Here is a 26971-nt window from a genome sequence, read left to right as displayed (position 1 = left end):
GGCATCCGACATTGGTGGTAGTCACAACCAGACCCGGGTCACCGATGAGACTGCTGCTTGCTGAAGATGATGCCTTGCTGACACGCGCCATCCGTCAGACCCTGACAGCCCATGGACACACTCTGGATGCCCTGGCGGATGGCGATCAGGCCCTTCATGCCCTGACGACACAACGCTTCGATCTGATCCTGCTGGATCTGGGTTTACCGGGGCGTGGGGGGCTGGAATTGCTGAGCGCCCTGCGTGACCGCGGCGACACCACACCGGTATTGATTCTGACGGCGCGGGATGGTCTCGATGACCGGATTCGCGGACTCGATCTGGGCGCTGACGACTATCTCGCCAAGCCCTTCGAGATCAGCGAGCTCGAAGCCCGGGTGCGTGCCCTGTTGCGGCGTAGTCAGCAACGCAGTGCCGACCGCCTGGCGCTCGGCGACGTCACCATCGATCTGAGCCATTTCGAGGTCAGAATGAAGGGCACGCTGATGACCCTGCCCCGCCGCGAGCTGAGCCTGCTGGAGAGTCTGATGGCCCGGGCCGGGCAGCTGGTGCCCCGGGATCTCCTTGAGGCACGTCTGTTCGGTTTCGAAGCCGTCGGCAGCAATGCGCTCGATCTCTATATCAGCCGGCTGCGCAAGCGTCTGGATGGCCATGGCCTGCGCATTCGCACCATTCGCGGGCTGGGCTACGTGCTAGAGGAAATACCGGCCTCATGATCCGACGTGGGCACTCCCTCAAGCGTCGGTTGATGCTGTGGATGGCCGGACTGACCCTGATTTTCGGGAGCGCCCTGCTGCTTGAAGCCACACTGAGTGCCAACCGCGAGGCCGATCGTGTTTATGACGGGGTGCTGGATGACGCCATTCTCACCATCGCCGAAGCGCTGCAATGGCAGGATGGTCGCCCATTGATCGCCATGCCCGCAGCAGCCCTGCAGATTCTGGCCACCCCCCATGAGGAGCGAGTGTTCTACGCGCTGCTGGGGGCTCGGGGCGAGATCATTACCGCCAATGCCAGCCTGCCCATCACCGCCAGGCTGCAAAAAAAGGTCGCACAACAGCCGGTCTATCGTGATATCGACTGGCAGGGCACGTCGCTGCGGCTGGCTGGTCGGGAGTTTACCTCGGCAGGCTGGGAGACCCGCGAGCCGGTGCAGATCTGGGTGGCCCACACCCGCGGCGCTCGCAATGCGCTGGCCCATGATCTTGTCGCGCGTGCGGCGATGCGTTTCATTCTGATGGTAGGGCTTGCCATCGTGCTCGTATGGCTCGCTGTACGAGCATCCTTGCGCCCGTTGACGCGACTGCGTCACAGATTGCGCCAGCGTCACAGCGAAGACTTCAGCCCGATTTCTGCACGCGTCCCCGTGGAGCTCTCCGAACTGGTCGATACCCTCGATCAGTTACTGGCACGCCAGCGCAAAAGCCATGATCGCCTGATGCGCTTCATCGCGGATGCGTCTCATCAGCTCAAGACCCCACTGGCGGGCCTGCAGAACATCAGTGAGCTGGCCCTGCGCTCGCGTGATCACGAGCAATGGCATGAGGCCCTGAAAGATATCCATGCAGGCGCAAGCCGGTCGACGCGCCTGGCGCACCAGCTGTTGCAACTGGCACGTCTGGATCATGATGAGACTTCTCTCGCCACCCGACTCGATCTGACGGCGCTGGCCCGTGAGCGGCTGACCGATTGGGCGCAGCGTCCGGCCAGTGCCATGCACGATCTCGGCCTGGAAGTGCCTGACCACCCGGTATGGGTGCAAGCCACGGATTGGCAACTCGGAGAGCTGATCAATAACCTGCTGGATAACGCCTTGCGCTATACGCCGCCCGACAGTGTGATCACTCTGGGGGTGGAGGAAACGGACAGTGGCCACGAACTGTTTGTCGAGGATAACGGCCCAGGCGTGCCACCAGCGCTACGCGACTCGCTGGTACACCCCTTTGTGCGCGGCGATCGTCATGATACCAGCGGCTCCGGCCTGGGTCTGGCAGTCGCGGCCTCCATTGCCCGGTCGCATCAGGCGCAACTGAGCATCACAACCCCTGCCAGCGGAGGATTACGCGTGGCCCTGCTCTTCAGTCACGAACGGCATCAATGAGATTAATGAAATATCTGATAGCCGTACTTGCCCTACTGACCCTGGCTTCAGCAGCCCGGGCGGTGGCCGCCGAATCGAGTCTGACCATTGAAGCGGCACTGGATTTCAACGTGGCCGAACCCCTGATACGTGCCTTCGAAGCAACGCACCCGAACATCAGGGTCAGCTACCACGACAGCTCGACACTGGCCGTTGACCGCCGAGCCCGCGATGGCAGCCCGCCGGCGGATGTTTACATCAGCTCGGCCATGCCCTGGCAGGTCGCGCTCGCCAATCAGGGGCGCGCGGCACGACTCGACCTGCCGGAAGCACGACAATGGCCCGAGTGGGCCAAATGGCGCAATGAAGTCTTCGGCTTCACGTTTGAACCCGTGGTCATCGCCTATCGCCTGGATCTTGCCCGCCACACGCTGCCTCCCCAGACCCACCGCGAGTTGCTGCAGGCCCTGCAGATACCTCAGCTTCAGGGACGAGTGACCACTTATGATCCCGAGAGCAGTGGCGTCGGCTACTCGCTGTTTCAGCAGGATGCACGCTACAGCCCCCGCTTCTGGGATCTGGTTGCTGCCATGGGCGCCAGAGGGGTCACCCCCGAAGCTACCAGCCGTGCCATGCTGGAAGGCCTCAGTGAGGGGCGTTACTGGCTCGGCTACAATCTGTTGGGCTCATATGCCATCGCCTGGGCCCGCCACCATCCGGAAGTGATCGTGCAGGTCCCGACCGACTATAGCTTGGTCCTGTTGCGCACGGCGCTGGTCGCGCGCAATGCGCCACACCCGCAGGCTGCACGACTTTTCATGGCCTTTCTGCTGGGGCCCAAAGGCCAGCATGTGCTGGCCGGCCAGACACCGCTGTTTTCACCTCTGGATGGCGTGGTCGGCCCCTGGACCGCGGCAAGGTTACGTGATCAGGTCGGCGATCATCTTTATCCGATCCCTCTGGATGCCTCTCTACTGGCCTTTGTCGACCCGCTCAGACGTGACGCCTTCATGCGGCGGTGGGCCCGGGAAATCACCATACTCGACCGCACCGGCGAGTCCGGATCTTCATCTTCCGATACAGCCAGCCAGCAATCGGCCCGACCCGATACGCCCTGGCCACGCCGCCCAACCCCTCCAGTCCACTCCTCAAGGGAGACTCAGCCATGACCACTTCAGCCAATGAACGCCGTGCTGCTTTCCGGCGTCGCATCGCCGAACGCAACGCCCTGCTGGTACCCGGCGTATTCAATGCTCTCAGTGCTCGCATCGTCGAGGATGCAGGCTTTGAAGCGCTTTATCTGACCGGCGCTGGCGTTAGCAACATGTCACTGGGTCTGCCCGATCTGGGGTTCATCGGACTGCATGAAATTGCCGAGCACGCCGCTCGCGTGCGTGACGTGGTCGAGCTGCCGATGATCGTCGATGCGGACACCGGCTTTGGCAATGCCCTGAACGTGCGTCAGACTATTCGCACGCTGGAACGCAGTGGTGCGGATGCCATTCAGCTCGAGGATCAGATCTCGCCCAAGAAATGTGGTCACTTCAGTGGCAAACAAGTCATTTCGACCGAAGAGATGCTGGGCAAGATCAAGGCGGCCGTCGACGCGCGCGAGGATGATAACGTTCAGATCATCGCCCGTACGGATGCCGCTGCCGTTCATGGCATCGAGCATGCCGTGGAGCGAGCCCGTCGTTTCGCTGAAGCGGGCGCGGATATCCTGTTCATCGAAGCCACCGAAACCCTGGAGGATGTCCGCCGTCTACCGACCCTGCTCAAGACCCCGCAACTGATCAACATTGTCATTGGGGGCAAGACGCCTACGCTTTCACGCGATGAGCTCGAACCCCTCGGCTATGCCATCGTGCTCTACGCCAATGCCGCACTGCAGAGCGCTGTCTGTGGCATGCAGCGGGCACTGCCTCAACTGCAGCGAGCTGGTCGGCTTGATGAGGACCCCCAGCTGGTCGCTCCCTTCAGCGAGCGGCAGCGGCTGGTCAATAAACCGTTCTTCGATCAACTGGATTCCCGTTACGCCCCGCAAGAGTCATGACCTGCCTGAGCTCATGAACCCAGCCCGGTCAACTGATATGCGTGGCCTGCAGCAGAGCCACGCCTGCTATCCTCTTGCCGGATATCGCGATATAACGCCCGACAGGAGGGGTCATGCAGTTGCTCGCCGGTCAGATTGTCAGTCTCATCGCCCTGGCGATCTGCCTGGTGGCGTTTGCCAGCAAGCGTGATGACCGTCTGCTCAAGCTGCTGATTTCGGCCAATATCGCATTCACGCTGCAGTATCTGCTGTTCGCGAGCTGGGTCGCGGCAGCCATCACCACGCTGGTGATTCTGCGTATCGTACTGGCGCGCCGCCATCCCGGCAGTTATCCCCTCATGGCGGGCGTGCTGGCCGCCACCCTGGCCGTTTCGCTTCTCTTCTGGGAAGGCTGGCTTGATCTGTTACCACTGACCGCCGGCGTGCTGGGTACGATCGGCATGTTCATGCTGCGCGGCATTCCCATGCGGCTGATGCTGGCCGGTGCAGCGCTGGCCTGGGCGCTGACCAACCTGATCATTGGTGCCGTGGGCGGCACCTTGGCAGAAACCCTGATTTTCATCACCAATGTAATCACCATCGCCAGGATGGCACGCGATCGCCGCGCGCATTCAACGGCCTGACAGTCAATGGCTCAGGGCTCAGAAGCCGAGCTGAGCTCGCGCGGCAAATGCATTGGCCCGATTATCCGGCCCACCCGGTCTTTCAGCATCAATACGGATGTAGTTGGCAGAAAAGCGCACATGACGGTTGGCATACCAGTTCACCCCGGCCGTCAGATTCTGCTCGCGGCCGCCCACCATGCTATCGTCGTTGAGCTTCAGGGTGTCGTAGCGCAGGGCCACCTGCCAGGCGCCGTAGGGGTGCATCGGCGTAATGGCGCCGAACGCGCCCTTACCCGGCTGGTAGGCTGCCGCTCGGGATTCCCCGGTCAGGAAGTAGCTGGCCTGCATATAGCCCCCCTGAGCATCGAAGTGTGACTCCTTTTGCCCGACGCGCTTGTGCACGAACTCTCCCTGCACTGCAAAGGGGCCATGCACAACAGCCACCTGTGCATCACCTGCTGCGACGTTACGGGCATCAGTAATCGGCGCAAAACCGGTATGGGGGCCGAAGCCGACCAGCCGCTGATTCGTGACATGTGTCCCCGGGCGACTTTTGATCGCCACCTTGTGGTTATCTCCCAGACTCCGGTACTGACCGGCCAGCCCTGCCAGCACCAATCGACGCTGACTGCGCACCGGCGTCCAGACACCACGACCAACTATCCCCGCCCCACTGTCTCCAACGCTATTGTCCTCTTTCACGCTGTTGGCAAAACCGCCCATATGCGCTGTCCAGCTGCCACCATGCAAACCTGCCATGAGGCCGATCCGACGCTTCGGTACCAATGCCTCATGGATCATCGCAAACTCCATGAAGGTGGCATTGCGATTACCATTCAGAAACGCCAGCGAGAAAGGTTGTTTGACATTACCCACTGTAATGGTGGTCGGCCTGAAGCCGCGATACTGCAGGAAGATGTCTTCCAGCTGCCGGTTATCCTCTTTCGCGAAGTTGACCTGAAATTTGTAACCCCAGTCATGCTGAACGTGGCCTTTCAGAATCAGCTTGGCATTACGTATATCGGTGCCATTGCCCAGCTCTGTACGATCCTGATCAAACACCGCGCCATCCGCCTGAATCAGGCCATGCAACTGAATGGCGAAACGCTCATCGGTACTTTTCAGCCCCAGACCACTATCCGTGAGCGTCACCCGGGAGCCTGCTTCATCAGCGCTGGCCGGCAGCGCCAGCACGCCCGGCCCGATGGCCATACAGAGATTGATCATTGACGACAATAAACGACGTGCCTGTTTTTGAATCAATGGCACTTTATTTAACGATATAACATCACATTTCATGCAGAACAACTTTTTGGAAGCGGGATGAATGGCAGGGTTTCCGGGAATCGGTGATCGTCTAACGATCAGCTCGTTGTTGTGCGGATATGTTTGTCAAACCGGCGAAACAGGGCATGCCGGGAGGAGAGCCAGCCCAGGGCGTAGATGGCAAAGCTCAGTATCGCGATACAGGAGGAAGCCGGCCAGTTGATGTAGTACGAGGCCGCGATGCCGCCCCAGGTTTCGAGCAGGGCCAGCGCCATGGTCAGCACCAGCCCGGAGGCGACCCGCCCCGTCCAGGCCTGGGCCGCCGCTGCGGGGCCGATGAAGATGGCAAAGCTGAGCAGCGAGCCGATCACCGGTACCGCCATGGCCGCGGTGGCCCCCAGCAACAGCAGAAACAGCAGGTTGAGTGCCGTGACAGGTAGTCCTCGCCCCCGGGCCGCAGGCGCATTGAGACTGGCAAACCGCAATGGGCGGAACATGATCACCAGCAACCCCATCACCACCAGTGAAGTCATGAAGGTCATGTGCAGTTGTTCGTGACTGATGCCCAGTACACTGCCGAACAGGATACCGATAGCGGCATCCGCATTGGCGCTGTAAAGATTGACGAACAGGATGCCCAGCCCCAGCGAGACCATCAGGATCATGCCGACACTGATATCCCGCTGCCCGACGTTCTCCCCTGCCAGCGCCATCAGCACTGCAGAGGCCAGCACGAAGACGAATAACCCGAGCAGGGGGTCGATGCCCAGCAGCGAGGCGCCCGCCGCCCCGGCAAAACCAACATTGCTCAACGCATGCGCCGCAAACGCCTGACGCCGCAATACCACGAAGTAGCCGATCGCCGAACCGGCGATCGCAATGCAGCTTGCCGCGGCGAAGGCGTGGCGCATGAACTGCATCTCCAGCAGCGCGGGCCAGTTCATGCGCACCTCCCGGCATCCCGTGCCATTTCGGCAACACAGCGCGAGGCTCCCGCTGCCTGATCACGCATCACGAACAGACGGCCGCGCTCGCGTACCACATGCATGGGCACGCCATAGAGCGCACTCAGCACCTCGTCGTTGACGATCTCATCAATGGTACCGAGTCGACCACTGCCGCCCGCCAGATAGAGCACCTGATCAGCCACATCGACCACCGGATTCACATCATGCGTGCTGAACAGCACGGTCATCCCGAGGCAATTCCTCAGGTGGGCGGCCAGCGCCACGATCTGCTCCTGAGCGGCCGGGTCCAGCGATGCCAGCGGCTCATCCATGAGCAGCAGCCGCGGCTGATTGACCAGCGCCTGCGCCACCAGCAGACGCTGTTGCTGACCACCGGAGAGCTCGCCCAGTCGGCGCCGTGCCAGTACATGGCCATCCACCTGAGTCAGCGCATGATCCACGGCTTGTGCCGCGGCCTTCTGATGCCAGGTGATCCCCCATCGCCGGGCACGCCACGCCGCCGCCACGAATTCACGGCCAATGAACTGGCCGTCATGCAACAGACGACTGGCCTGCGGCACATAAGCGACCGCCGAACGTGCCTTGCGCGGCGACTGCTCGAACACATCAAGCGCCCCCCGACGCAGACTCGCCAGACCCAGCAAGGTCTCGAACAGGGTCGTCTTGCCGGAACCATTGGGGCCTGCCAGCGCCGTGAAGCTGGCTACTGGCAGCTCGAATGACAAATCACTGAAGGCATGCTGCGCTCCCTTGCCTGCCGCAATCGCGCGAGCATGCACTGCGGATACATCACAGGTCATGATCAGGACGGTTTTTGCGCTTTATCGAGGGCCTTCTCAATCGCCTTGAGCTGCCTGATCTGCCATTGGGCGTAATTGTCGCCATGTAATGGAATCGCACTGACACCCACTACCGGCACCCCGGCTTCCCTGGCACTCTGCACCTCATTTTTGGTCAGGCGGTTATGCACCTGCCGGTTATAGATCAGCAGACGCACCTTGTGCTGCTTCAACCCCTGAATGAATTCGCTGACCTGCCGAGCACTGGGCTGACTGTTGCGCATCGAGGCAAACTGAACATCGTGGTAAAGATTTTGATAACCCAGTAACTGGATCATGTAGTTGTAGACCGGTACGGTCGCTGTCACGGTAAGATTCGGATATTTGGCAATCAGCTGCTGCACCTGATCGTAAACAGGCAGCAATTCCTTGCGAAATTGCACAAGGCCATGCCGATAGTCGCGCTCGTGCGTCGGATCCTGTTGGCTCAGGGCCTGGGTGACATGACTGGCGGTCGCCAGCATGATGCGGGGCGAGTAGAACAGGTGCCAGTTATTGTCCGCCATGATCATGGCACTACCAGCCTCACTGGCCTTGACCACGGTTCGCCCCTCCTGACTGGTGCCTTCGAGCAGCGGTCCCATCCAGCCATCGAATCCTGCTCCGTTCATGACCACCAGATCAGCGTTCTGCAACTGACGGCCGATCCGGGGGCTGCCCTTGAACTCGTGTGGATTGACATCGGGGCTATCCAGCAGCGAGGTGACCTCGACATGCTCGCCGCCGATCGTCTGCACCATGCTGCCGTAGCTGCTCTCGGCCGCAACCACCCGGATCCTTGCTTCATCAGCGCTTGCCATGCCGAAAGTGCTCAATAGCCCCAGCACGGATATCATCGCAACGAGGCGTCTATAAAAACTCGAGTCCGGGAAAGCAAGCATCATTATCATCCACCAAAAGATACGTTATATCGTAACATAAAGAGCTTAAAGTGTTGGTTCGGGTGTTTTCAATCCTCAAATCCTGAGAGATATCCCAACCATTGCGTACCTGCGCGCATTGCATAGCAACAAATGGATCAGAAAGCCTCACCACAGCCCTGCCAGTTCCACTCACTGCTGGCCACGGCGTCGTGCGCATGCAGGCTCTCGGCATGCACAACCTGCAGCTGGAAACCGATCACTTCCTCCTGCGTCTGCAGGGTGTGATGCAGGCGACGTGCGGCATCCTCGCAGAACATCAGGTTCTGACCATTGGCCAGCGCGAAGGCCTGCTCGTCAACACGCTTGACCGCCGTCTGCAGCGCAGTGCCGAGAGCATCCTCAACGCGATTGATGGCCGCCTCCAGCGGCAGCGCTTCGGGCGTGTTCTTCAGACGCAGCGAAAGATGCGTCTGACTGCGCTGGCTGTGAGGGGTCGCCGGCACGCCCTGCTCACTGCCCAGCCAGTCATGGACGGCCTCATGGGTCAACGGCGTGTCCTGGAAGTGCTCGTCAAAAGACTGCTGAATCAGTTGGCGTGCCAGTGCTGCCGAACAGGGGCAGGTAGAGGAATAACCGATCGTCAGCTCGAGGGTGGCTTGTAATCCTTGCGTATCCTTTCGGCAGCGCAAGGTAAAGGGATAGGCTTTCCAGCCTGACAACGGGCTGACCAGGGCGGGTCGCCTGAGCATCGCTTCACCGCTCAGATCCAGAAAGGCGCGATCCGATAACCCCTGGTGTGTATCAAGAAAGGCATCGAGCACCCCTTCCACCTCGTCGATGGAAAGCTCGCGGTTTTCCAGTGCACTCAGAGCCAGATAGAGACGGGACATGTGCACACCTCGTGCCGATGCATTATCCAGGCTGACACCGGCTGATGCGCGGCCCACGATCCCCTGCCCCGCTACCTGTAGCGGCAGGGCAATCTGCTCCATGCCCACCCGAGAGAGCGCTCCCTGCAGCGTCGAAGTCTCCGTGGCAATATCAGGTAGATCATTGCGGTTCATGATTATTCGGTCCTTGCAGGTCACATCAAAAAGCGAAAGCGATCGAATCGTTGTTTGTCAGCGCCAGGCAGGAAAGGGATCAGTCAGGGTTTTCCAGTGTTCCACCCCCGCGGCGAGCTCTTCATCGTTCAACAGACACGCGTCCAGCGCATGTCGCATGCGTGGCTCATCCAGATGCTGACCGATGAAGACCAGTTCCTGGCGCATATCGCCAAAGGGTTCCTGCCACTGCCCCAGGATCGCTTCCCGGTACTCCGGATCCTTCGGCCAGCTCGCTTCCGGTACAGACTTCCAGAACATGCCGGCGAAACCATAATGAGCAATGCCGCCCGCCTGACTCCACTGTCCTGCAAACTGTGGCCGGCTCGCCAGCCAGTAAAACCCCTTTGAACGCAATAGCTTGCCGCCGAACCAGTCACCATGGATCAGTTCGAAGAACTTCTGCGGATGGAAAGGACGCCGTGCCTGATAGGCGAAACTCGAGATACCGTACTCCTCCGTCTCCGGGGTATGCTCACCGCGCAGCTCCTTGAGCCAGCCTGGCGCCTGCTGGGCACGTTCGAAGCTGAACCGCCCGGTATCGAGCACCTTCTCCAGCGATACCTGACCATTCGACATGGGAATCAGTTCGGCCTCGGGATTGAGCGAGCGCAATATGGCAGTCAGCTCCTTCAACTGTCCCATGTCGAGCAGATCGGTCTTGCTGATCAGTAACACATCGCAGAACTCGACCTGATCCACCAGCAGGTCGGCCACGTTGCGCTCATCCTTATCGCCCAGGCTCTGCCCCGCTTCGGCCAGCGACATGGCCTCCTGGTAGTTTGCGAGAAAATTGGCGCCATCAACCACGGTGACCAGGGTATCAAGACGTGCCACCTCCGAGAGGCTCTCGCCCTCTTCGTCAGTGAAGGTGAAGGTTTCGGCGACCGGCAGCGGCTCGGAGATACCGGTGGATTCAATCACCAGGTAGTCAAAGCGCCCCTCCTCGGCGAGGCGCCGGACCTCGACCAGCAGATCCTCGCGCAGGGTGCAGCAGATGCAGCCATTGCTCATTTCCACCAAACGCTCCTGGGAGCGATCGAGCGACACCTCTCCCGTTTCGCCATCGGTGCCAGGCACACCACGTATCATGGCAGCATCGATGTTGACCTCACTCATGTCATTGACGATCACAGCGACTCGGCGCCCCTCGCGATTGGCGAGAATATGGTTCAGCAATGTGGTCTTGCCGGCCCCAAGAAAGCCGGAAAGGACGGTGACCGGTAATACATTCCGTTCCTGGTGCATCAAACCTGGTCCTGTGTTCTTCGAGAAAGGGTGTTCTCGTCGCGACCGCCATTCATGTATTCAGCATCCGGCGTCGCCGAGAGAGGCATCAGCAGCGATGGCGCACTATAATATATATGTTATATCATAACAATAAACATGCCCAGGACCGTCAATCTTCATGCCTGACAGGCCGACACCTGCAGACCACTGCATCGAGGTGGCATGACTGCCTCACTGTTGACTTCTGTCTCGCAAACTCAAGGCCTTTACAGCATACCGGGAGGGAGTGGGCGGGTTGGCATGAGATGGATGGGTAGCAATACTCTGCCCCCAGGAATTTATCCGGAGCGGTTTTCCGGATGGCAGTTTGCAGTGATCATTTCGTTTCAGGGACCACCATGGCGAAACGCAGTTCCTCTTCAATACCAGTCACACTGTTGACCGGCTTCCTCGGTAGCGGCAAGACAACCCTGCTGAATCAGCTGGTGCGTCAGCCGGAGATGTCCCGCACGCTGGTGGTCATCAATGAATTCGGCGAGATCGGACTGGATCATCAACTCTTCAGCGCCACTGACGAGACCCAGGTGATGGCGATGGATAGCGGTTGCGTGTGCTGCACGATCCGCGGCGATCTGGCTCAGACGCTGCGCAACGCCACCTGGCGCTTCGCCCGCGAGGGCAAACGCCAGTTCGATCGGGTGATCATCGAAACGACAGGCCTGGCGGACCCTGCACCCATCATGCATACCCTGATGACCGATGAGCGGATCGCCACCCGCTACCGTCTCGACGGCATAGTCTCGATTGTTGACGCCAGCCATGGTCAATCGACGCTGAACCATCACACCGAAGCGGTCAAACAGAGCGCCGTCGCCGACCTGTTGCTGATCACCAAGTCCGATCTGGCAAGCCCGGAAGAAGTCTCCGGTTTGCAGGCAAGACTGTCGTCAATCAATCCGGGCGCTCGTCAGCAGCGGATCATCAATGGAGAGATCAATGCCCGGAACTTAATGGGGCTGGGATTACTCGATGCCGATGGCCTACGCTCCAACCCGCAGCGCTGGCTTGCGACTCATACAGCAACGCCGCCGGCGTTTGGGGCCATGCAATTCAGTACTGCTTTTAACCAGCAGACATCCTCATTTCCCGGTTTCGCTCAAGGTCATACCGGCTCCGACCGCAACCGTCATGACGATCATATCCGGGCCCACTGCTTTACCCTGTCAACACCGATACAGCGGGAGCGCTTCGAGGCCTGGCTCGAACTCATGCTCAGCCTGATGGGCGACAACATGCTGCGTCTCAAGGGCATTCTGAATATCGCCGGACACAACCGTCCGTCCGTCATTCACGGCGTACAGCATGTGTTCCATCCACCGATGGAACTCGATGCCTGGCCGGATGATGATCATCGCTCCCGGCTGGTATTCATTACCCGCGATATTCCGCGTGAGTCGCTGGAAAGCGTCATGGTAGCGATCACCTGACCCGGGCCGATTCGGCGTTACGCCAGCTTCATTCTTCTGAATCGGGAAGCCTGAGTAATCAAAGCGCCGCACAGCACAGCAGCGCAGGCAATCAGCAGCTGATAGCTCGGACTGCTCCAGCCCAGCAGTACCAGCAGGCTAGCCGCTATTACCGGCACCAGATAAGTCATGACGCCCAGCAGTGTGGAAGGCCCATGACGCAGCGCATATCCCCATGCCATGAACGCGACGCCGTACGGGCCGACCCCGATCATGGCCGCCACAGCCCAGTCCTGTGGAGTTGCCGAAGGTACTGAGGCTTCGAACAGCAGATGCACCAACAGGGTGATCACGCCCACGTGAAGAAAGAGGGTGCTGTAACCCCGGCTGGATAAACCACCGGTCTGTCTCAGATAGAGCGAAAACGCAATCCACGAGACACCGGCCGCCAGGCCTGCCATATAAGCCAGCCAGGAGGTTGAACTGCCAGTGCTGTTGGAGAGCACCAGCGGCATCAGACCAATGAAGGCTACCGCCGCGCCCAGCAGCGTCCTGATTCTCAGCCCCTTGCCGGCGAGTCGATCCGCCATCAGCACAAACCCCAGCGGCCAGGTATAGGTCACCAGAGTCACCTTGGCCGGATCGCCGTGCTGCAGTGCCAGAAAATAGAAATAGAGCGCCCCGATCAGCCCACCCACCGCCATTAGCCAGTAGTGCCAATCCGCCTTCGGATTGGCGCCGGAACGATTGGGCTGAAGCCTGCCGAACAGCCGGGCCAGTGCGGCTGCGCAGATCATTGCCACGGCCGCTACCAGCATTGGCGGCAGGCTTGCCAGGCTGCGCAGCACCGGAAGACTGGCCCAGAGCGCAACAGTAAAAGCGCCAGCCACAAGGCCTGAAAAATGCCCTTTATCGAACATGCCGAGACTCCCGATCAACTTGTTTGATGCCATAATTGCCGGCTATTTTGGGAGCCATCCAAACATCGGTGAAACGAAGAGTCGTGATCAAATGATCACGAAACGTGATGGCTGATATGACCAATCCCAGACCGCTGGATCTCGTGGTACTGAAAACCTTCGTCAGCGTGGTGGAGACAGGCGGCTTCACGGCGGCTGCCGAGCAGTTGCATCTGGCTCAATCCACCGTCAGTGCACACATGAACCGGCTGGAAGGCCTGCTGGATCGCCCGCTACTCCAGCGCGGACGCCGCACGGCATCACCTACTCCCGCTGGCGAGCGCCTGCTGGCGCACGCCCGTGAAATGCTGCGCCAGAACACGCTGGCCTGGCAGGATGTGCGCAATCAACGGCTCGATGGGGTCGTGCGGCTGGGCGTGCCGGATGACTATGTGGTCTATCTGCCCGAGGTACTGGCAGAGTTCGAAGCCCGTTTCCCCGGCGTGGCGCTGGAGGTGCGCTGCGGCCTGAGTGTCGATCTGGTGCGGGACGTAAAGGGCGGCATGCTCGATCTTGCCGTCACTACCCGTCAACCGAGAAGTCCCGGGGGAGAGGTGCTCTGGCGCGAGCCCATGGTATGGGCCGGCTCTCCCGGCCACGACACCCACGTGCGCACACCGTTACCGCTGGCCGTTTCACAGGAAGGCGTCTGCATCTTTCGAGAGCGGGCACTGGCAGCGCTGGATGCCGCCGGGATGTCATGGCGTATCGCCTACACCAGTGCCAGTCTTTCGGGACTGCGCTCGGCAGTCAGAGCGGGATTGGCGATCACGGTCCTCACGCCTTCGATGGCCGGCAATGAACTGCGCATTCTGGATTCGGGATCAGGTCTGCCGGAACTGCCAGGTACGGAAATCACCCTGCACCGCAGCCCCGGCCGCCCCAGCGAGGCCGCGCGTCAGCTGGCACTGCGACTTCAGGAGCGGCTGGGGGCGCTTTGAAATGGTCCGTCATGACCACACCAACCATCTTCCGGTTTCATTCCAACATGAATGAACATGGGCATGGTTCAGCCAGGGTTCGGCAACAGCAACGAGGCGCCGATCCCCCACATCGTCAGGCCAATCAAACCATCGAGCACCTTCCATGCCACTGGCCGGGCGAACACCGGTCGCAGCAATGAAGCGCCATAGCCAAGGCTGAAAAAGAACACCACCGACGCCAGCGTGGTACCAATGACAAAAGGCCACTGCTGACCGTCATAACGAGTCGAGATCGAACCGATCAGTACCACGGTATCGAGATAGACATGCGGATTGAGCCAGGTCATCGCCAGACAGACACCCAGCGTCGCCAACAGTGATACGGGTGCGGTGTCGCCAGGCAGCAGCACTTCATCATGTCGCAGTGCCGCCCACAAACTGCGTGCTCCGTAACAAAACAGGAACGCCGCCCCCGCGTAACGCAGCCATACCGCCAGCCAGGCGAAACGTTCGACCAGTACGGCAAAGCCGAATACACCTGCGGTAATCAGCACGGCATCCGAGAGTGCACAAACGACACAGATCCACAGCACATGCTCCTGGCGGAGCCCCTGGCGCAGTACAAAGGCATTTTGCGCCCCGATGGCCAGTATCAGCGACAAACCCAGCCCGAAGCCGGCAATGAAAGCGTGCATCATGACATCCTGCTGCCTGTGGTAGCTTATCCCGACTGCCCTACCCGGCAGTGCCGAGCGGATGAAGCGTATCCGGGCTGTCATCAACAGACCAACGACAACTCGTGATGGGGTATCAGCGCCTCTGATGGCCGTCGCCGTGTGCTGCGGTACGCTGGCCTTACCCGAAGAGCGCCTGAAGACATGGAGCAAGAGGGAATATGAAGCTCATGGAGCCATATCGTGTCTGATCGGCACCGGTCAGCGGACGACACCTTTCCGGGCGAGCGTGATATCGAAGCCTGGGTCCTGGGCTGGACCCGCACGCGTGAAACCCTGCCGCCAACCCGACACGACGGCTTTTTTCATGTGCAGGTAGGTGAGCTGCGCCAGCAGGCGCGCTACATCATGACCACACCCGATTATGCCCGGGTGCGCGCACTGATCTCACGCATCCATGACCCCCACGTCTATATCAAGCTGTTCGAGCCGATAGCCGTCGTAGCCTCGTTACTGCCCGACAACTGGCAGCTCGATCCTCAGGCTCACCTGATGGCCACCACACTCTCATCAGCGTCGCTGACACAAGCCCTGCCGCCGGGCTATCGGATGCAAACCACCAGGCACGAACTCTTCACGGGGCTCGAGATCGAAACGTGTCATGGCGAGCTGGCCGCCAGCGGTCGTCTTGCGCTGGCGCACGATTACGCCATCTTCGATCAGATCGAAACGCACAAGGACCATCAACGTCGCGGGCTGGGCCGATACGTGATGCAGGCGCTGGGCCATATTGCCCGCGAACAGGGCGCTCGCCGCGCTATCCTCGGAGCCACCGAAGAAGGCCGAGCCCTTTATGATCATCTCGGCTGGACGGTGCTGTCACCGCTGACATCCATTGCCATGAAAATGGAGAGCTGAGTCCGATTCTGCCCAGGCGGCTCTTTCGTCTTCCAAAGCAATCACCACGCTGAATCAATTGGCGCAGAGCACCATTTTTACGTTCTTTTTATGGTTCTCCCCGCCACGCCCAATCGATTTTTTACGCCCTGACTCCCTAGCCTTGGCTCATTCCACCGACCGAGGCATCAGGCAATGCAGATCTTTCTGTTGATTCTCTCTCTGGCGATGGGCGCCTATCTGTTCACCGCCCTGCTATGGCCTGAGCGATTTTAAGGGGAGCAGATGATGAACGACGTCATTCTCTGTTATGCGCTGGTTATCGGCCTGGCAATCCCACTGGGGCTGTACATGGCCCACTCACTGGGTGATGGGCGAAAGGCGCCTCTTGAGAGTTTCTTTCTGCCCATCGAGTCCGGAATCTATCGTCTGGCCGGGGTCGATGCACAACGCACGATGACCTGGCAGACTTATGCCTGGGCCGTGGCCAAGCTGCATATCGTGCTGGTGCTGCTGGCCTGGGGCGTGTTCATGGCCCAGGGGTGGCTGCCGCTCAACCCCGATCGTATCCCGGGCATGTCGTGGGATACGGCCCTGCATACGGCCGTTTCCTTTGCCACCAATACCAACCAGCAACACTATTCAGGCCAGGCCCAGCTCTCCTATATGAGCCAGACCTTCGCCATCGTGACCCTGCAGTTCATTACGCCGGCAACGGGCCTGGCGGTGCTGCTGGCGATTGCGCGCGTCCTGCTCAAGAAGCCGTCTTCCACCACAGCCTCGGACGTAAAAGGCGCCGTCGTCGATGTGGGCAATTATTACCGCGATCTGATGCGCACGTTAGTGCGCGTCATGCTGCCGGTCGCCACCCTGGTGGCGCTACTGCTGACTTGGCAAGGCGTCCCCGGCACTTACCAGGGGGCACAAACGGTACAACCGCTGGACAGCACGGTGACCACGACGCAACACATTCCGCTCGGACCGGTCGCCTCAATGGTCGCCATCAAACAGCTCGGCACCAATGGCGGTGGCTGGTACGGCCCCAATTCCAGTGTGCCGCTGGAAAACCCCACGCCGCTGTCCAATGTGATCGAGACCGTCTCCCTGCTGCTGTTCCCTGTAGCACTGCTCGTTGCCATCGGCGTCATGACGGGACGGCGCCGTCTGATGATGGGGATCGGTGCAGTGATGCTGGCATTTTCGCTGGCCTCGACCACGGCCATGATCGTCTCGGAGAAGATGCCGAATGCTGCCTTCGAGGGGCTGGCCATCGCCGGAAGCCCCAACATGGAAGGCAAGGAGGTGCGCTTCGGCCCGGAAATGTCAGCACTGTGGGCCAGCTGGACGACCCAGACCTCCAACGGCTCGGTCAACGCCATGCACGACAGCTTCAACCCGCTGGGTGGTGCAGTCACGCTGATGGATATGTTCGTTAACGTGACTTTCGGCGGCATTGGGGTCGGGCTGATCGGCTACCTGCTCTATCTGATGCTGGCCGCCTTCGTCGGCTCACTGATGATCGGCCGTGCGCCCGAGCTATTGGGCAAACCACTCGAGACTCGCGAAATGCGCTGGATCTCGCTGGCGATTCTCGCCCAGCCGCTGATCATTCTCGGCCTCACCGCGCTGACGGTCGCCTTCCCTGCCTTGGCCGGCACTTCCAACCCTGCCTTTCACGGCCTCTCCCAGGTGCTTTACGAGTACACCTCGGCCTTTGCCAATAACGGCTCCGGCTTCGAGGGGCTGGGCGATGGTACGCCCTGGTGGAACCTGACCTGCGTCATCGCCCTGCTGGTCGGCCGCTTTCTGCCCATGCTCGCCCCGCTGGCCGTCGCTGCATGGCTGGCCGGCAAGCGCACCGCTCCTGCGGGTCGCGGCTCTCTGGACATGGACAGCGGTGCCTTTGTCGGTCTGACTGCGGGCGTCATTGTCATCATCAACCTGCTGGGCTTCCTCCCGGTGCTGGTGCTCGGCCCGGTCGCGGAACAGCTGACACTCGGCTTGTGAGGAGATAAGGCATCATGTCGACTTCGACCCAAACCCGCCCTGCCACACCACATGCACAATGGCGGCCTCGCTGGGGCCACCTGTTCCGGGAGTCCCTGCTGCGACTTGGGCCCCGCTCGCTGGCCCGTAATCCGGTGATGGCGGTGGTCGGTCTCGGCACCCTGGTCTGCGCACTCCATACCGGACTGGCGGCAGTCCGGGGCGAAAGCATCGCCTTTGCCCTGGCGGTGACGCTGATGCTGCTGGCGACCGTGCTGTTTGCCAACGGTGCCGAGGCTCTGGCGGAATCCCGCGGCAAGGCTCATGCCGGCAGCCTGCGAGCTACCCGTGGCCAGCTCAGGGCTCGCCAACTGCAAAAGAATGGCAGCGAAGCCACTGTCTCTGCCGATACACTGCGCCGCGGCGACCGGGTCAGGGTCATGGCCGGTGAGCTGATTCCTGCCGATGGCGAGATCATCGAAGGCGCCGGCTCCATCAACGAGTCTGCCGTCACCGGCGAATCCGCACCGGTACTGCGCGAAGCCGGTACCGACAACAGCGGCGTCAGTGCCGGCACCAAACTGCTCTCCGATGAGCTGGTCATCGAGGTCAGCGTCGATCCGGGCGAGTCACTGCTCGACCGCATGATCGCGCTGGTCGAAGGCGCCAGCCGCCAGAAAACGCCCAGCGAGCTGGCATTGTCGGTGCTGCTGGCCACCCTGACGCTGGTCTTCCTGATCGTGGTGGTCACGCTGGTGCCCATGGCAGGGTTCGTCGGCATCACCCCCTCACCGATCATGCTGGTCGCCCTGCTGGTCTGTCTGATTCCCACCACCATCGGAGGGCTACTGCCGGCCATCGGTATTGCCGGCATGGAACGAGCGATGCGCGCCAATCTGATCGCGAAGTCCGGCAAGGCAGTAGAAATCGCCGGCAGCATCGATACCCTGCTGCTCGACAAGACGGGCACGATCACCCTGGGGGACCGACACGCCACCGAGTTCACCCCCTGCGATCGCGTGGCCATTGAACGGCTCCGCGATGTGGCCTGTCAGTGCTCGCTGGCCGACCCGACCCCGGAAGGGCGTTCCATCGTGTTACTCGCCAGGGACCAGGGCGCGGCGCCCACGCTGAGTGACCGAGCCGAATTCATCCCCTTCTCGGCTTCAACGCGACTGTCCGGTGTCGACCTGCCCGACGGCGTGCAGTTGCGCAAGGGCGCCCCCAATGCCATCGCGACATTCGTGCGAGAGCACGGCGGCAACGTGCCCGCGACCTACCAGCGGCTGGTCGAGCGCATCTCCCGTGAAGGCGCTACCCCGCTGGCCGTCGCCGAGGGCAGCCGACTGCTTGGCCTCATTGCACTCTCGGATGTCATCAAGCCCGGCATTGCCGAACGCTTTGCACAATTACGTGAGATGGGTGTGAAGACGGTGATGATTACCGGCGACAATCCGATCACGGCTGCGGCCATCGCGGCGGAAGCCGGGGTCGACGACTATGTGGCCGAAGCCACACCCGAGCGCAAGCTGGAGATCATTCGCAAGGAGCAGGCGACCGGGCGTCTGGTCGCAATGATGGGAGACGGCACCAACGACGCCCCGGCCCTGGCACAGGCCGATCTGGGCCTGGCGATGAACTCGGGCACCCAGGCAGCACGAGAAGCAGGCAACATGGTCGATCTCGACTCTGATCCGGGCAAGCTGCTGGCTGCCGTGGAGATCGGCAAACAGCTGCTCATTACTCGCGGCGCGCTGACCACCTTCTCGCTGGCCAACGACGTGGCGAAATACTTTGTCATCCTGCCGGCACTCTTTGCCGCCAGCATGCCGGCGCTGGGAGCGCTGGATCTCCTCGGCCTGCACTCGCCCGAATCGGCTGTACTGGCCGCAGTAATCTTCAATGCCCTGATCATCCCCGCCCTGATTCCGTTCGCCCTGCGCGGCGTTCGGTTCAAGGCCTCTTCGGCGACCGCATTGCTGCGCCGCAACCTGCTGATCTACGGCCTCGGCGGACTACTGCTGCCCTTCCCGGCCATCAAACTGCTCGACATGTTGATCGCCCTTCTCCTGCCAGGAGTCACCTCATGAATACGTCACTGCCGGCCCGCGTATCGCTGCTCTCCTCGTTCCGTCTGATGCTCGTACTTGCCGTACTGCTGGGCCTGATCTACCCCTTCGTTGTCACTACCCTGGGTGGGGTACTCTTTCCACATCAGGCGAACGGCAGTTTGTTGTACGATCGATCAGGTAACATGGTGGGCTCTGCCCTGGTGGGTCAGCCTTTCGCAGGGGCGCAGTACTTCCATGGCCGCCCTTCCGCTGCGGGCTATGCACCCGATGCCGCTGCCGGCTCCAATCTGGCGCCGAGCAACCCGGCGCTGCATGAACGCGCCATGGCTGAAGCCCGCATGCTGCAGACAACAGACGCTCTGGCACCCGGCAGCATTCCGGTTGATCTGCTGGCCGCCTCGGGCTCGGGCATCGATCCGCATATCACGCCTGCCGCCGCCCTGGCTCAGGCGCCGCGCATCAGCCGTGAGCGCGGCCTGCCCATGACAGCTGTCGAACAGGCCATCCGGACAGCGACCGAAAATACCGGGTGGTTCGGCGAGCCGGCTGTGAATGTACTGCGCCTCAACCTGGCGCTGGATGAACGGAGTCCTGTTACTGAATGATCGCCAGCTCATGAACGGTTCGGAAACCCGCGAGGCGCTGCGCCCCGATCCGGATGCGCTACTCAGAACCACGCGTCGCGAGGCGCGTGGTTGTCTGCGCCTCTTTTTGGGCGCTGCCCCCGGGGTCGGCAAGACCTTCGCCATGCTACGCACCGCCCGGGATCGTATCGCCGAGGGGGAAGAGATCGTGATCGGCGTCATCGAATCCCACGGCCGGGAGGACACAGAAAACCTGTGCGAGGGTATCGAGCGCATCCCGCTGGCCGAGTGCGAGCATCAGGGGCGACGCTTTCAGGAGTTCGATCTCGATGCCGTGCTCAAGCGCGCACCAACCATCGTGCTGGTGGACGAACTGGCGCATCGCAACATTCCCGGCGGACGTCACCCGCGCCGTTATCAGGATATCGAGGAACTGCTCGAGGCCGGCATCGATGTCTGGACCACCCTGAACGTTCAGCACATCGAAAGTCTCAACGATGCCGTGGCACGGATTACCGGCATTCGCATGCGCGAGACCGTACCCGATTCGCTGATCACCCGAGCACGTGATATCACCCTGATCGATCTGACACCCGATGAACTGATCCAGCGGCTCAGGCAGGGCAAGATCTATGTGCCGGAGCAGGCCCGCGCAGCACTGGATGGTTTTTTCAGCGTGGCCAATCTCACGGCACTGCGTGAACTGGCGATGCAAACCATGGCCGAGCGCGTTGACAGCGATGTCCGCGACTCCATGGGGGCGCTGGGGGCACAGGGGCCATGGCCGGTCAGGCCCAGGGTACTGATCGCACTGAGCGGACGCCCCGAGGATGCCAGCCTGATTCGTGCCGCCCACCGCCTGGCCGAACGGCGCAGTGCCAGCTGGCAGGCGATTCATATCGATACGGGCGATGCTTCCCGCACCCTGCGGCTCGACATCGAGCGAAGCAGTCAACTGGTCGAGCGGCTGGGCGGCGACATGGTGGTGGTGCCCGGTCAGGATCGGGTCGCCGAACTGCTCGCCTATGCCCGGCGTCACAACATAACCACCCTGATCATCGGTCGGCGTACAGAGCCCCCATGGCATTTCTGGCACCGCTCGATGGGCAAGCAACTGCTGAGACAGGCTCGCGACTTTGATCTGGTCATCGTGGCAGGCACTGAGCGACGCGAACCTTTTCACTGGCTACCGAGTCGGCGTATCACCCTGAATCTTCGCGATTGGCTCCCTCCATTGCTGATACTACCGGGAACACTTGGGCTGGCCCTGCTCATCGATCGTTCCATGGAGCTGGCCAACCTGTCACTGGTATTTCTGACCGGCGTCCTGATCACTGCCACCTATAGCGGCACCCGCGCCGCCATGCTCAGCGCCGTGCTGAGTTTTCTGGCCTACAACTTTTTCTTCACCGAGCCCCGCTACACGCTGGCGATGGTGAATCGGGATCAGTTGCTGACGGTCTTTTTCTTTTTCGTGGTAGCAACGATCGGCGGGCAACTGGCCGGCAGAGCCCGCCGCCAGCTGATTGCTCTGCGGGCCAGCCGCGACCAGACCCGTCAGCTGCTGCAGTTTTCCCGAGCGCTCTCGATCTCGGCCGATCATGCCAGCGCTCGAGCCACGGGGGTCACGACCCTGGCCAACTGGCTGCAGACTCAAACGGTGTTTCTGGAGTATGTACAAGGAGAGGATGAGCTGCAGATCACCGATGCCCACCCCGGTGAGGCTCGTCTGGAGAAGCCCGCCAGACAGGCGGCGACCTGGTCCTGGCATCACCGCCGCCCGAGCGGGCATGGCTCGCAAACCTTGGCATCGCAACACTGGCGGTTCATTCCGTTGGTCGAAAAGGATGAGGTGCTGGGCGTGATCGGATTGGCACTGGGGGCGCGGGATGTTCCGCTGGAGCACGATCAGGAGATCCTGATCGACACGCTGCTCAACCAGTTGAGCATGGCGCTGGCACGTACACGGCTGGTGCATGATCTGGGCGCCGCAAGGCTGGCCGAAGAGAACGAGCGACTGCGTTCTGCGCTGCTCTCCTCCGTATCTCATGATCTGCGCACGCCGCTGGCCTCGATCATCGGAGCTGCCAGTTCTCTGCGCGATCTGGACGATCAGCTCTCACAGCACGACAAGCGCGAACTGCTCGACGGTGTCCTGGGTGAAAGCGAGCGACTGAACCGCTATATCCAGAACCTGCTGGACATGACGCGTCTCGGCCATGGCACCCTGAAGATCGAGCGGGACTGGGTGGCACTGGCCGACCTGATCAACGCCGCCCTCAAACGCCTGGCCACTGCGCTGGATCACATCAGCATCGAGCGCGACTGGCCTGCCGAGCTCCCCCTGCTCTACGTACACCCGGCGCTGATCGAGCAGGCGCTGGTTAATGTCATCGAAAACGCGATTCGCTTCTCACCCCCCGATGGACGCATTCGCATCAGCGCTGAACGCCAACAGGACGATCTCATCGTGCGCATCAGCGATGAGGGCCCCGGCATTCCGGAAGCGCTTCGTGAACAGGTCTTCGACATGTTCTTTACCGGCGGCGAAGGGGACCGTGGCAAACATGGCAGTGGTCTCGGACTCGCCATCTGCCGTGGAATGATCGGCGCGCATGGCGGCTCCATCCACGCCGAAAGCAACTCCCCGGGCCAGGGCACCAGTATCGTGATCCGTTTGCCACTGCTCGACTCTGCAGACACTGACCCGGATAGCGAGGCCGTGAATGACCCCTGACCATGCGCGCATCCTGATCGTCGATGATGAGCTACCGATTCGACGCTTTCTGCGTATCAGCCTGCGTTCGCAAGGCTACGAAGTGCTCGAGGCGGAAACCGGTGGCCAGGGGCTTTTAATGGCTGTCAGCGACCAACCGGACCTGGTACTGCTGGACTTGGGCCTCCCTGATATCGAGGGTCAGGAAGTGCTTCAGGCCATCCGCGAGCAGAGCCGGATTCCGGTCATCGTCGTGTCGGTGCGGGATTCGGAAAGCGAAAAGGTGGCCTGCCTGGACGCCGGTGCCAATGATTACATCACCAAGCCTTTTGGTATCCAGGAGCTGCTCGCTCGGGTCAGAGCCGTATTGCGGCAGCGTAGCAGTACTGGCGAATCATCCGCGCCCAGACGATTGCAAGCAGGTGAGCTGATCATCGATTTCGATATGAGAAAGGTCACACTGGCAGGTCGACTCATCAGGCTGACCCCCCGGGAGTATGCGGTACTGGCCATGCTGGCCGAGCATCCGGGACGGGTGATCACACAAACACAACTGTTAAAGGACATCTGGGGGCCCGTACATCAGCGGGATACGCACTATCTGCGCATCATCATCAGCAAACTGCGCTACAAACTGGGCGATGACCCCGAGCAGCCTACCCTGATCCAGACGGAAGCGGGTGTCGGCTATCGGCTGCTGGAAGTTTGAAACATGGCCGACCAGAAAGCTCAGCAGGCTCTCCCAGACAGGGTTTCCCTATCCCCAGGCCCCCAGATCCAAAGACAACATGATAAATAAAAGGCACCAAACACAGTTAACAAGAAATCTGTTTTCCGGAAAAACCTGATACACATTTTTCTTGAGCAGAAAATTTTTGCCATGCTCAACAACAGAAGATCAGAAAAACCGTTTGAGAACCTGACGCAATAACGATGATACTTTCAGGATATCGAACAGAATTTATATAGTATTTTACCCTCGCAAAACAGCGCTGTTAGCTTCCAGAAGTGTTCAATTCTGGAGCTCGCGCCATGATTCTGGAAATCCCAACCTCGGAAATCAAAACCAGACAAGATACATTCGTCAGGAATTTGCAGAGCCAACAGTGTGATGCAGCGCTACTCTTCAACGTCACCGATATATTTTATCTGACAGGGTTCAATTTTCGACCTTCCGAAAGGCCCATCTCCCTCATAGTCGATTCCAGGGGTGTTTTCAGCTTGTTCGTACCTCGTATGGAGGTGGAGCACGCACAGGAATATGCCGTCATAAGCGAGACCCATGACTACCCCGAATACCCTGGCATTACTCACCCGATGGAGTATCTCAGGGCCGTCCTTCAGGACAAGAACTTTGGCGCTCTGAATGTAGGTCTTGATGCCGAAGGCTATGGTTCGGCCAAGGGCTATGCAGGTCCTTTTATCACTTCGTTGATCACATTTGCCAGCAAGTGCTCCATCAAGGGGCTTGTAGAAAGACAGCGCTATATCAAATCACCGAATGAAATCGAGCTCATCAGGGAATCTGCACGCTGGGGTAATCTGGCACACAGCCTGCTGGTCAAGTACACCCACACTGGTGGCCGGGAAATGGAAGCAGAAGGTCGCGCTACTCAGGAAGCGACCAGAGCAATGTTTGAAACACTGGGCGCAGGATACCGCCCTTACGGTTCCCCGGCTCATGCATTCTATCGAGGCCAGATTGGGCCACATTCGGCTTTTCCGCACTCGCAAAACCAGAACGCCGTATTCAAAAAAGGCTTTAATGTTGTCTCTCAGGCCGCCTGTGACGTATGGGGATACAAAAGCGAGCTTGAGCGCACCATGTTTATTGAAGAATTTACCAGGGAGCAGGAAAAGTTCTTCAATCATATGCATGAGGCACAGGAAGTTGCGTTTAGAGCCATTAAACCGGGTATTCCCGCTTCCAGAGTCGAGGAAGAGGTCCAGCAATATTTTCAGGACAATGGCCTGACTCAATATGTGAAACATCACACTGGCCATAACATGGGTCTCTTGAACCATGAGGCGCCATTTTTTGATCTGGGAGATCATACCCTTCTCGAGCCCGGCATGGTCTTTTCCGTTGAGCCCGGGTTGTATGTGGAAGGGATTGGCGCCTTCCGGCACTCCGATACGATCGTGATAACGGAAAAAGGCATGGAAATGATTACTTATTTCCCGAGAGATCTTGAGTCACTGACCATCCGCTAATCACTGACAGGGTAAGACCTTGCGCTTACCCTTGTAGTATCCAGGGAGATCACAATGAAAAAAACAGAACCCGCTGCCTCAGCGCTCAACAAGAAGAAAAAAATACCGGACTCGTACGTCATCCTGTTTGCCATGCTGATCATTGCGTCAATTGCGACCTGGATCATTCCAGCAGGCAGCTTCGAGCGTACAACAGAGAATGGCGCTGCAATGGTAGTGCCAGGCAGTTATGAATCATTGCCTGCCAGTCCGACAACACTCTACGACTTTTTCCTGTCCATACAGTCCGGGTTGATTGACTCTGCAAATATTATTTTCCTTGTATTAACCATTGGCGGTGCATTCGCTATCCTCGATCATACTGGTGCCATTCAGGCTGGCATTATGAAACTGATCAGAAAAACGCAGGATAAAAAATATGCATTGATTGTGGCAGTTTCGATCGTTTTTTCGGCAGCCGGTTTCATCGGAGCATTGCAAACGGCTGTTATTGCTTTTATCCCGATCGGTATCATTATAGCCAGAGCCTTTAAACTTGATGCTGTCGCAGGTGTGGCGATCATTTATCTGGGCGCTTACGCGGGCTATACCATTGGTGGTCTGGACCCCATTACCACCGGATTCGGACAGGAGATTGCAGGTTTGCCCATCTTCAGCGGTTTATGGTTTCGCTTCGCCGTCTATCTATGCATTCTGACAGCCACAATCGCCTATCTTTGTTATTACATTTCAAAAATTTCAAAAGACCAGAACAGGTCAGTGCTGGGAGATATCCCCTTCCCTGCAGAAGTTGAAAATAATAGCGCGATCCCCAGCGAGTTCACCCACAAGCACAAGGTGATACTGGGTTATTTTTCCTTCTGCATGATCGGCTACGTGATAGGGGTATTCAATCTTTCCTGGGGATTGCATGAAATGGCTGCACTATTTCTTGTTATCAGCCTTGGCACAGCAGTGATTGAAAAGATATCGGCAAACCAGTATGTAAGCCTATTCATCAAAGGCGCACAGGGGATGCTGTACGCAGCATTAATTGTTGGTCTTGCCAGATCCATCGTCGTGGTGCTCGAAAACGCTTATGTTCTGGACACCATTGTCAACTCGATTGCGATAATGCTCCAACCGTTACCCGGGGTTTTAGCAGCGCTGGGCATGTATGTCTTCAACCTGGCATTCAATATCATTATCAGCTCTGCCAGCGGCCAGGCAGCAATTGTTGTTCCCGTCATGGCGCCTTTGGCAGACACCATCGGCTTGACCCGACAGGTGGCCGTACTGGCCTATAACTTTGGTGACGGGTTCACCAACATTATTACGCCGACCTCGGGAATTCTGATGGCCAGTATTGCCATTGGCGGTGTGCCATGGATCAAGTGGCTGAAATTCGTGATGCCCTTGCTATTGATCTGGATACTTATCGGAGCGGTGGCACTGGGTATTGCAGTAGCAATTGACCTGGGCCCCTTTTAAAGG

24 protein-coding genes are annotated in these 26971 nt (G+C 59.6%); 16 read left to right on the top strand and 8 right to left on the bottom strand.

Annotation, left to right across the window (positions count from 1 at the left end; genetic code table 11):
• Nucleotides 1-44: 44 nt before the first annotated feature.
• From FY550_RS05700 to FY550_RS05680, 5 genes are all read left to right on the top strand, one after another.
• Entirely contained in the window at nt 45-716 is a 672-nt protein-coding gene (locus FY550_RS05700) for a response regulator transcription factor (RefSeq protein ID WP_070976512.1), read from the top strand.
• Nucleotides 713-2101 carry a sensor histidine kinase gene (locus FY550_RS05695; RefSeq protein WP_149054408.1) on the top strand — a complete coding sequence of 463 codons (1389 nt, stop codon included), beginning with the start codon at nt 713-715 and terminating at the stop codon, nt 2099-2101. The genes FY550_RS05700 and FY550_RS05695 overlap by 4 nt, the downstream gene beginning before the upstream one ends.
• Before the next feature lie 5 nt (nt 2102-2106).
• Nucleotides 2107-3249, top strand: a complete 1143-nt coding sequence (locus tag FY550_RS05690) for an ABC transporter substrate-binding protein (RefSeq protein WP_070976508.1) — start codon at nt 2107-2109, stop codon at nt 3247-3249.
• The gene (locus FY550_RS05685) at nt 3246-4133 is read left to right on the top strand and encodes an isocitrate lyase/PEP mutase family protein (protein ID WP_070976505.1); all 888 of its coding nucleotides are present in this window, start codon (nt 3246-3248) and stop codon (nt 4131-4133) included. Before FY550_RS05690 ends, FY550_RS05685 begins: the two co-directional genes overlap by 4 nt.
• 113 nt (nt 4134-4246) lie before the next feature.
• Complete coding sequence (locus tag FY550_RS05680; RefSeq protein WP_070976503.1) at nt 4247-4756, top strand: YgjV family protein; 510 nt, start codon at nt 4247-4249, stop codon at nt 4754-4756.
• Nucleotides 4757-4774: 18 nt separating this feature from the next.
• On the opposite strand, the gene FY550_RS05675 is transcribed toward FY550_RS05680, so the two are convergent.
• From FY550_RS05675 to zigA, 6 genes are all read right to left on the bottom strand, one after another.
• The gene (locus tag FY550_RS05675; protein ID WP_168169273.1) at nt 4775-5950 is read right to left on the bottom strand and encodes an OprO/OprP family phosphate-selective porin; all 1176 of its coding nucleotides are present in this window, start codon (nt 5948-5950) and stop codon (nt 4775-4777) included.
• 152 nt (nt 5951-6102) lie between these two features.
• On the bottom strand, nt 6103-6948 hold the full coding sequence (locus FY550_RS05670; RefSeq protein WP_070976498.1) for a metal ABC transporter permease: 846 nt from the start codon (nt 6946-6948) through the stop codon (nt 6103-6105).
• Nucleotides 6945-7772, bottom strand: coding sequence for a metal ABC transporter ATP-binding protein (locus FY550_RS05665; RefSeq protein ID WP_070976496.1), 828 nt, complete (start codon nt 7770-7772; stop codon nt 6945-6947). Before FY550_RS05665 ends, FY550_RS05670 begins: the two co-directional genes overlap by 4 nt.
• Before the next feature lie 2 nt (nt 7773-7774).
• Nucleotides 7775-8611, bottom strand: a complete 837-nt coding sequence (locus tag FY550_RS05660; RefSeq protein WP_168169272.1) for a metal ABC transporter solute-binding protein, Zn/Mn family — start codon at nt 8609-8611, stop codon at nt 7775-7777.
• A gap of 218 nt (nt 8612-8829) precedes the next feature.
• Entirely contained in the window at nt 8830-9738 is a 909-nt protein-coding gene (folE2, locus tag FY550_RS05655) for a GTP cyclohydrolase FolE2 (RefSeq protein ID WP_149054407.1), read from the bottom strand.
• A gap of 57 nt (nt 9739-9795) precedes the next feature.
• Nucleotides 9796-11025 (bottom strand): zinc metallochaperone GTPase ZigA, encoded by a 1230-nt coding sequence (zigA, locus tag FY550_RS05650; RefSeq protein ID WP_149054406.1) that lies wholly within the window; start codon nt 11023-11025, stop codon nt 9796-9798.
• Nucleotides 11026-11405: 380 nt separating this feature from the next.
• Between zigA and FY550_RS05645 the strand changes: the two genes are divergently transcribed.
• On the top strand, nt 11406-12494 hold the full coding sequence (locus FY550_RS05645) for a CobW family GTP-binding protein (protein ID WP_070977306.1): 1089 nt from the start codon (nt 11406-11408) through the stop codon (nt 12492-12494).
• A gap of 17 nt (nt 12495-12511) precedes the next feature.
• On the opposite strand, the gene FY550_RS05640 is transcribed toward FY550_RS05645, so the two are convergent.
• On the bottom strand, nt 12512-13393 hold the full coding sequence (locus tag FY550_RS05640; protein WP_070976491.1) for a DMT family transporter: 882 nt from the start codon (nt 13391-13393) through the stop codon (nt 12512-12514).
• Nucleotides 13394-13500: 107 nt separating this feature from the next.
• On the opposite strand from FY550_RS05640, the gene FY550_RS05635 reads away from it, so the two are divergent.
• A complete protein-coding gene (locus FY550_RS05635) occupies nt 13501-14373 on the top strand; it encodes a LysR substrate-binding domain-containing protein (protein ID WP_233350279.1) in 873 nt (290 codons plus the stop codon).
• Between the two features lie 68 nt (nt 14374-14441).
• On the opposite strand, the gene FY550_RS05630 is transcribed toward FY550_RS05635, so the two are convergent.
• Nucleotides 14442-15053, bottom strand: coding sequence for a LysE/ArgO family amino acid transporter (locus tag FY550_RS05630; RefSeq protein ID WP_199287856.1), 612 nt, complete (start codon nt 15051-15053; stop codon nt 14442-14444).
• Between the two features lie 219 nt (nt 15054-15272).
• Here FY550_RS05630 and FY550_RS05625 point away from each other — a divergent pair, with 219 nt between their 5' ends.
• The 9 genes from FY550_RS05625 to FY550_RS05585 all read left to right on the top strand — a co-directional run bounded on the left by FY550_RS05625 (nt 15273) and on the right by FY550_RS05585 (nt 26968).
• On the top strand, nt 15273-15947 hold the full coding sequence (locus FY550_RS05625; protein ID WP_070976484.1) for a GNAT family N-acetyltransferase: 675 nt from the start codon (nt 15273-15275) through the stop codon (nt 15945-15947).
• A 174-nt stretch (nt 15948-16121) separates the two neighbouring features.
• On the top strand, nt 16122-16202 hold the full coding sequence (gene kdpF, locus FY550_RS17225; protein ID WP_070976482.1) for a K(+)-transporting ATPase subunit F: 81 nt from the start codon (nt 16122-16124) through the stop codon (nt 16200-16202).
• A 9-nt stretch (nt 16203-16211) separates the two neighbouring features.
• Entirely contained in the window at nt 16212-17933 is a 1722-nt protein-coding gene (kdpA, locus tag FY550_RS05615; RefSeq protein WP_325062976.1) for a potassium-transporting ATPase subunit KdpA, read from the top strand.
• A gap of 14 nt (nt 17934-17947) precedes the next feature.
• Complete coding sequence (gene kdpB / locus FY550_RS05610) at nt 17948-20002, top strand: potassium-transporting ATPase subunit KdpB (RefSeq protein ID WP_070976480.1); 2055 nt, start codon at nt 17948-17950, stop codon at nt 20000-20002.
• Complete coding sequence (gene kdpC, locus FY550_RS05605) at nt 19999-20589, top strand: potassium-transporting ATPase subunit KdpC (protein WP_070976479.1); 591 nt, start codon at nt 19999-20001, stop codon at nt 20587-20589. Before kdpB ends, kdpC begins: the two co-directional genes overlap by 4 nt.
• Nucleotides 20590-20599: 10 nt before the next feature.
• Entirely contained in the window at nt 20600-23305 is a 2706-nt protein-coding gene (locus FY550_RS05600; RefSeq protein WP_070976478.1) for a sensor histidine kinase, read from the top strand.
• On the top strand, nt 23295-23993 hold the full coding sequence (locus FY550_RS05595; protein ID WP_070976477.1) for a response regulator: 699 nt from the start codon (nt 23295-23297) through the stop codon (nt 23991-23993). Before FY550_RS05600 ends, FY550_RS05595 begins: the two co-directional genes overlap by 11 nt.
• A 323-nt stretch (nt 23994-24316) precedes the next feature.
• Nucleotides 24317-25498 carry a M24 family metallopeptidase gene (locus tag FY550_RS05590; RefSeq protein WP_070976471.1) on the top strand — a complete coding sequence of 394 codons (1182 nt, stop codon included), beginning with the start codon at nt 24317-24319 and terminating at the stop codon, nt 25496-25498.
• 54 nt (nt 25499-25552) lie between these two features.
• Entirely contained in the window at nt 25553-26968 is a 1416-nt protein-coding gene (locus FY550_RS05585) for a YfcC family protein (protein WP_070976468.1), read from the top strand.
• The last annotated feature ends 3 nt before the right edge of the window (nt 26969-26971 follow it).

Origin of the sequence: Kushneria phosphatilytica, from assembly GCF_008247605.1 — a bacterium.
GTDB classification, from domain to species: Bacteria; Pseudomonadota; Gammaproteobacteria; order Pseudomonadales; family Halomonadaceae; genus Kushneria; species Kushneria phosphatilytica.
Note: the sequence above shows the minus strand (reverse complement) of the source record. Positions and strands in the feature narration are given on the sequence as shown.

Excerpts from the sequence above, each read along its gene's own strand:
- FY550_RS05700 (WP_070976512.1), top strand. The coding sequence starts at position 45 with ATGAGACTGCTGCTTGCTGAAGATGATGCCTTGCTGACACGCGCCATC.
- FY550_RS05695 (WP_149054408.1), top strand. The coding sequence starts at position 713 with ATGATCCGACGTGGGCACTCCCTCAAGCGTCGGTTGATGCTGTGGATG.
- FY550_RS05690 (WP_070976508.1), top strand. The coding sequence starts at position 2,107 with ATGAAATATCTGATAGCCGTACTTGCCCTACTGACCCTGGCTTCAGCA.
- FY550_RS05685 (WP_070976505.1), top strand. The coding sequence starts at position 3,246 with ATGACCACTTCAGCCAATGAACGCCGTGCTGCTTTCCGGCGTCGCATC.
- FY550_RS05680 (WP_070976503.1), top strand. The coding sequence starts at position 4,247 with ATGCAGTTGCTCGCCGGTCAGATTGTCAGTCTCATCGCCCTGGCGATC.
- FY550_RS05675 (WP_168169273.1), bottom strand. The coding sequence starts at position 5,950 with ATGGCCATCGGGCCGGGCGTGCTGGCGCTGCCGGCCAGCGCTGATGAA.
- FY550_RS05670 (WP_070976498.1), bottom strand. The coding sequence starts at position 6,948 with ATGAACTGGCCCGCGCTGCTGGAGATGCAGTTCATGCGCCACGCCTTC.
- FY550_RS05665 (WP_070976496.1), bottom strand. The coding sequence starts at position 7,772 with ATGACCTGTGATGTATCCGCAGTGCATGCTCGCGCGATTGCGGCAGGC.
- FY550_RS05660 (WP_168169272.1), bottom strand. The coding sequence starts at position 8,611 with ATGGCAAGCGCTGATGAAGCAAGGATCCGGGTGGTTGCGGCCGAGAGC.
- folE2 (WP_149054407.1), bottom strand. The coding sequence starts at position 9,738 with ATGAACCGCAATGATCTACCTGATATTGCCACGGAGACTTCGACGCTG.
- zigA (WP_149054406.1), bottom strand. The coding sequence starts at position 11,025 with ATGCACCAGGAACGGAATGTATTACCGGTCACCGTCCTTTCCGGCTTT.
- FY550_RS05645 (WP_070977306.1), top strand. The coding sequence starts at position 11,406 with ATGGCGAAACGCAGTTCCTCTTCAATACCAGTCACACTGTTGACCGGC.
- FY550_RS05640 (WP_070976491.1), bottom strand. The coding sequence starts at position 13,393 with ATGTTCGATAAAGGGCATTTTTCAGGCCTTGTGGCTGGCGCTTTTACT.
- FY550_RS05635 (WP_233350279.1), top strand. The coding sequence starts at position 13,501 with ATGGCTGATATGACCAATCCCAGACCGCTGGATCTCGTGGTACTGAAA.
- FY550_RS05630 (WP_199287856.1), bottom strand. The coding sequence starts at position 15,053 with ATGATGCACGCTTTCATTGCCGGCTTCGGGCTGGGTTTGTCGCTGATA.
- kdpF (WP_070976482.1), top strand. The coding sequence starts at position 16,122 with ATGCAGATCTTTCTGTTGATTCTCTCTCTGGCGATGGGCGCCTATCTG.
- kdpA (WP_325062976.1), top strand. The coding sequence starts at position 16,212 with ATGATGAACGACGTCATTCTCTGTTATGCGCTGGTTATCGGCCTGGCA.
- kdpB (WP_070976480.1), top strand. The coding sequence starts at position 17,948 with ATGTCGACTTCGACCCAAACCCGCCCTGCCACACCACATGCACAATGG.
- kdpC (WP_070976479.1), top strand. The coding sequence starts at position 19,999 with ATGAATACGTCACTGCCGGCCCGCGTATCGCTGCTCTCCTCGTTCCGT.
- FY550_RS05600 (WP_070976478.1), top strand. The coding sequence starts at position 20,600 with ATGAACGGTTCGGAAACCCGCGAGGCGCTGCGCCCCGATCCGGATGCG.
- FY550_RS05595 (WP_070976477.1), top strand. The coding sequence starts at position 23,295 with ATGACCCCTGACCATGCGCGCATCCTGATCGTCGATGATGAGCTACCG.
- FY550_RS05590 (WP_070976471.1), top strand. The coding sequence starts at position 24,317 with ATGATTCTGGAAATCCCAACCTCGGAAATCAAAACCAGACAAGATACA.
- FY550_RS05585 (WP_070976468.1), top strand. The coding sequence starts at position 25,553 with ATGAAAAAAACAGAACCCGCTGCCTCAGCGCTCAACAAGAAGAAAAAA.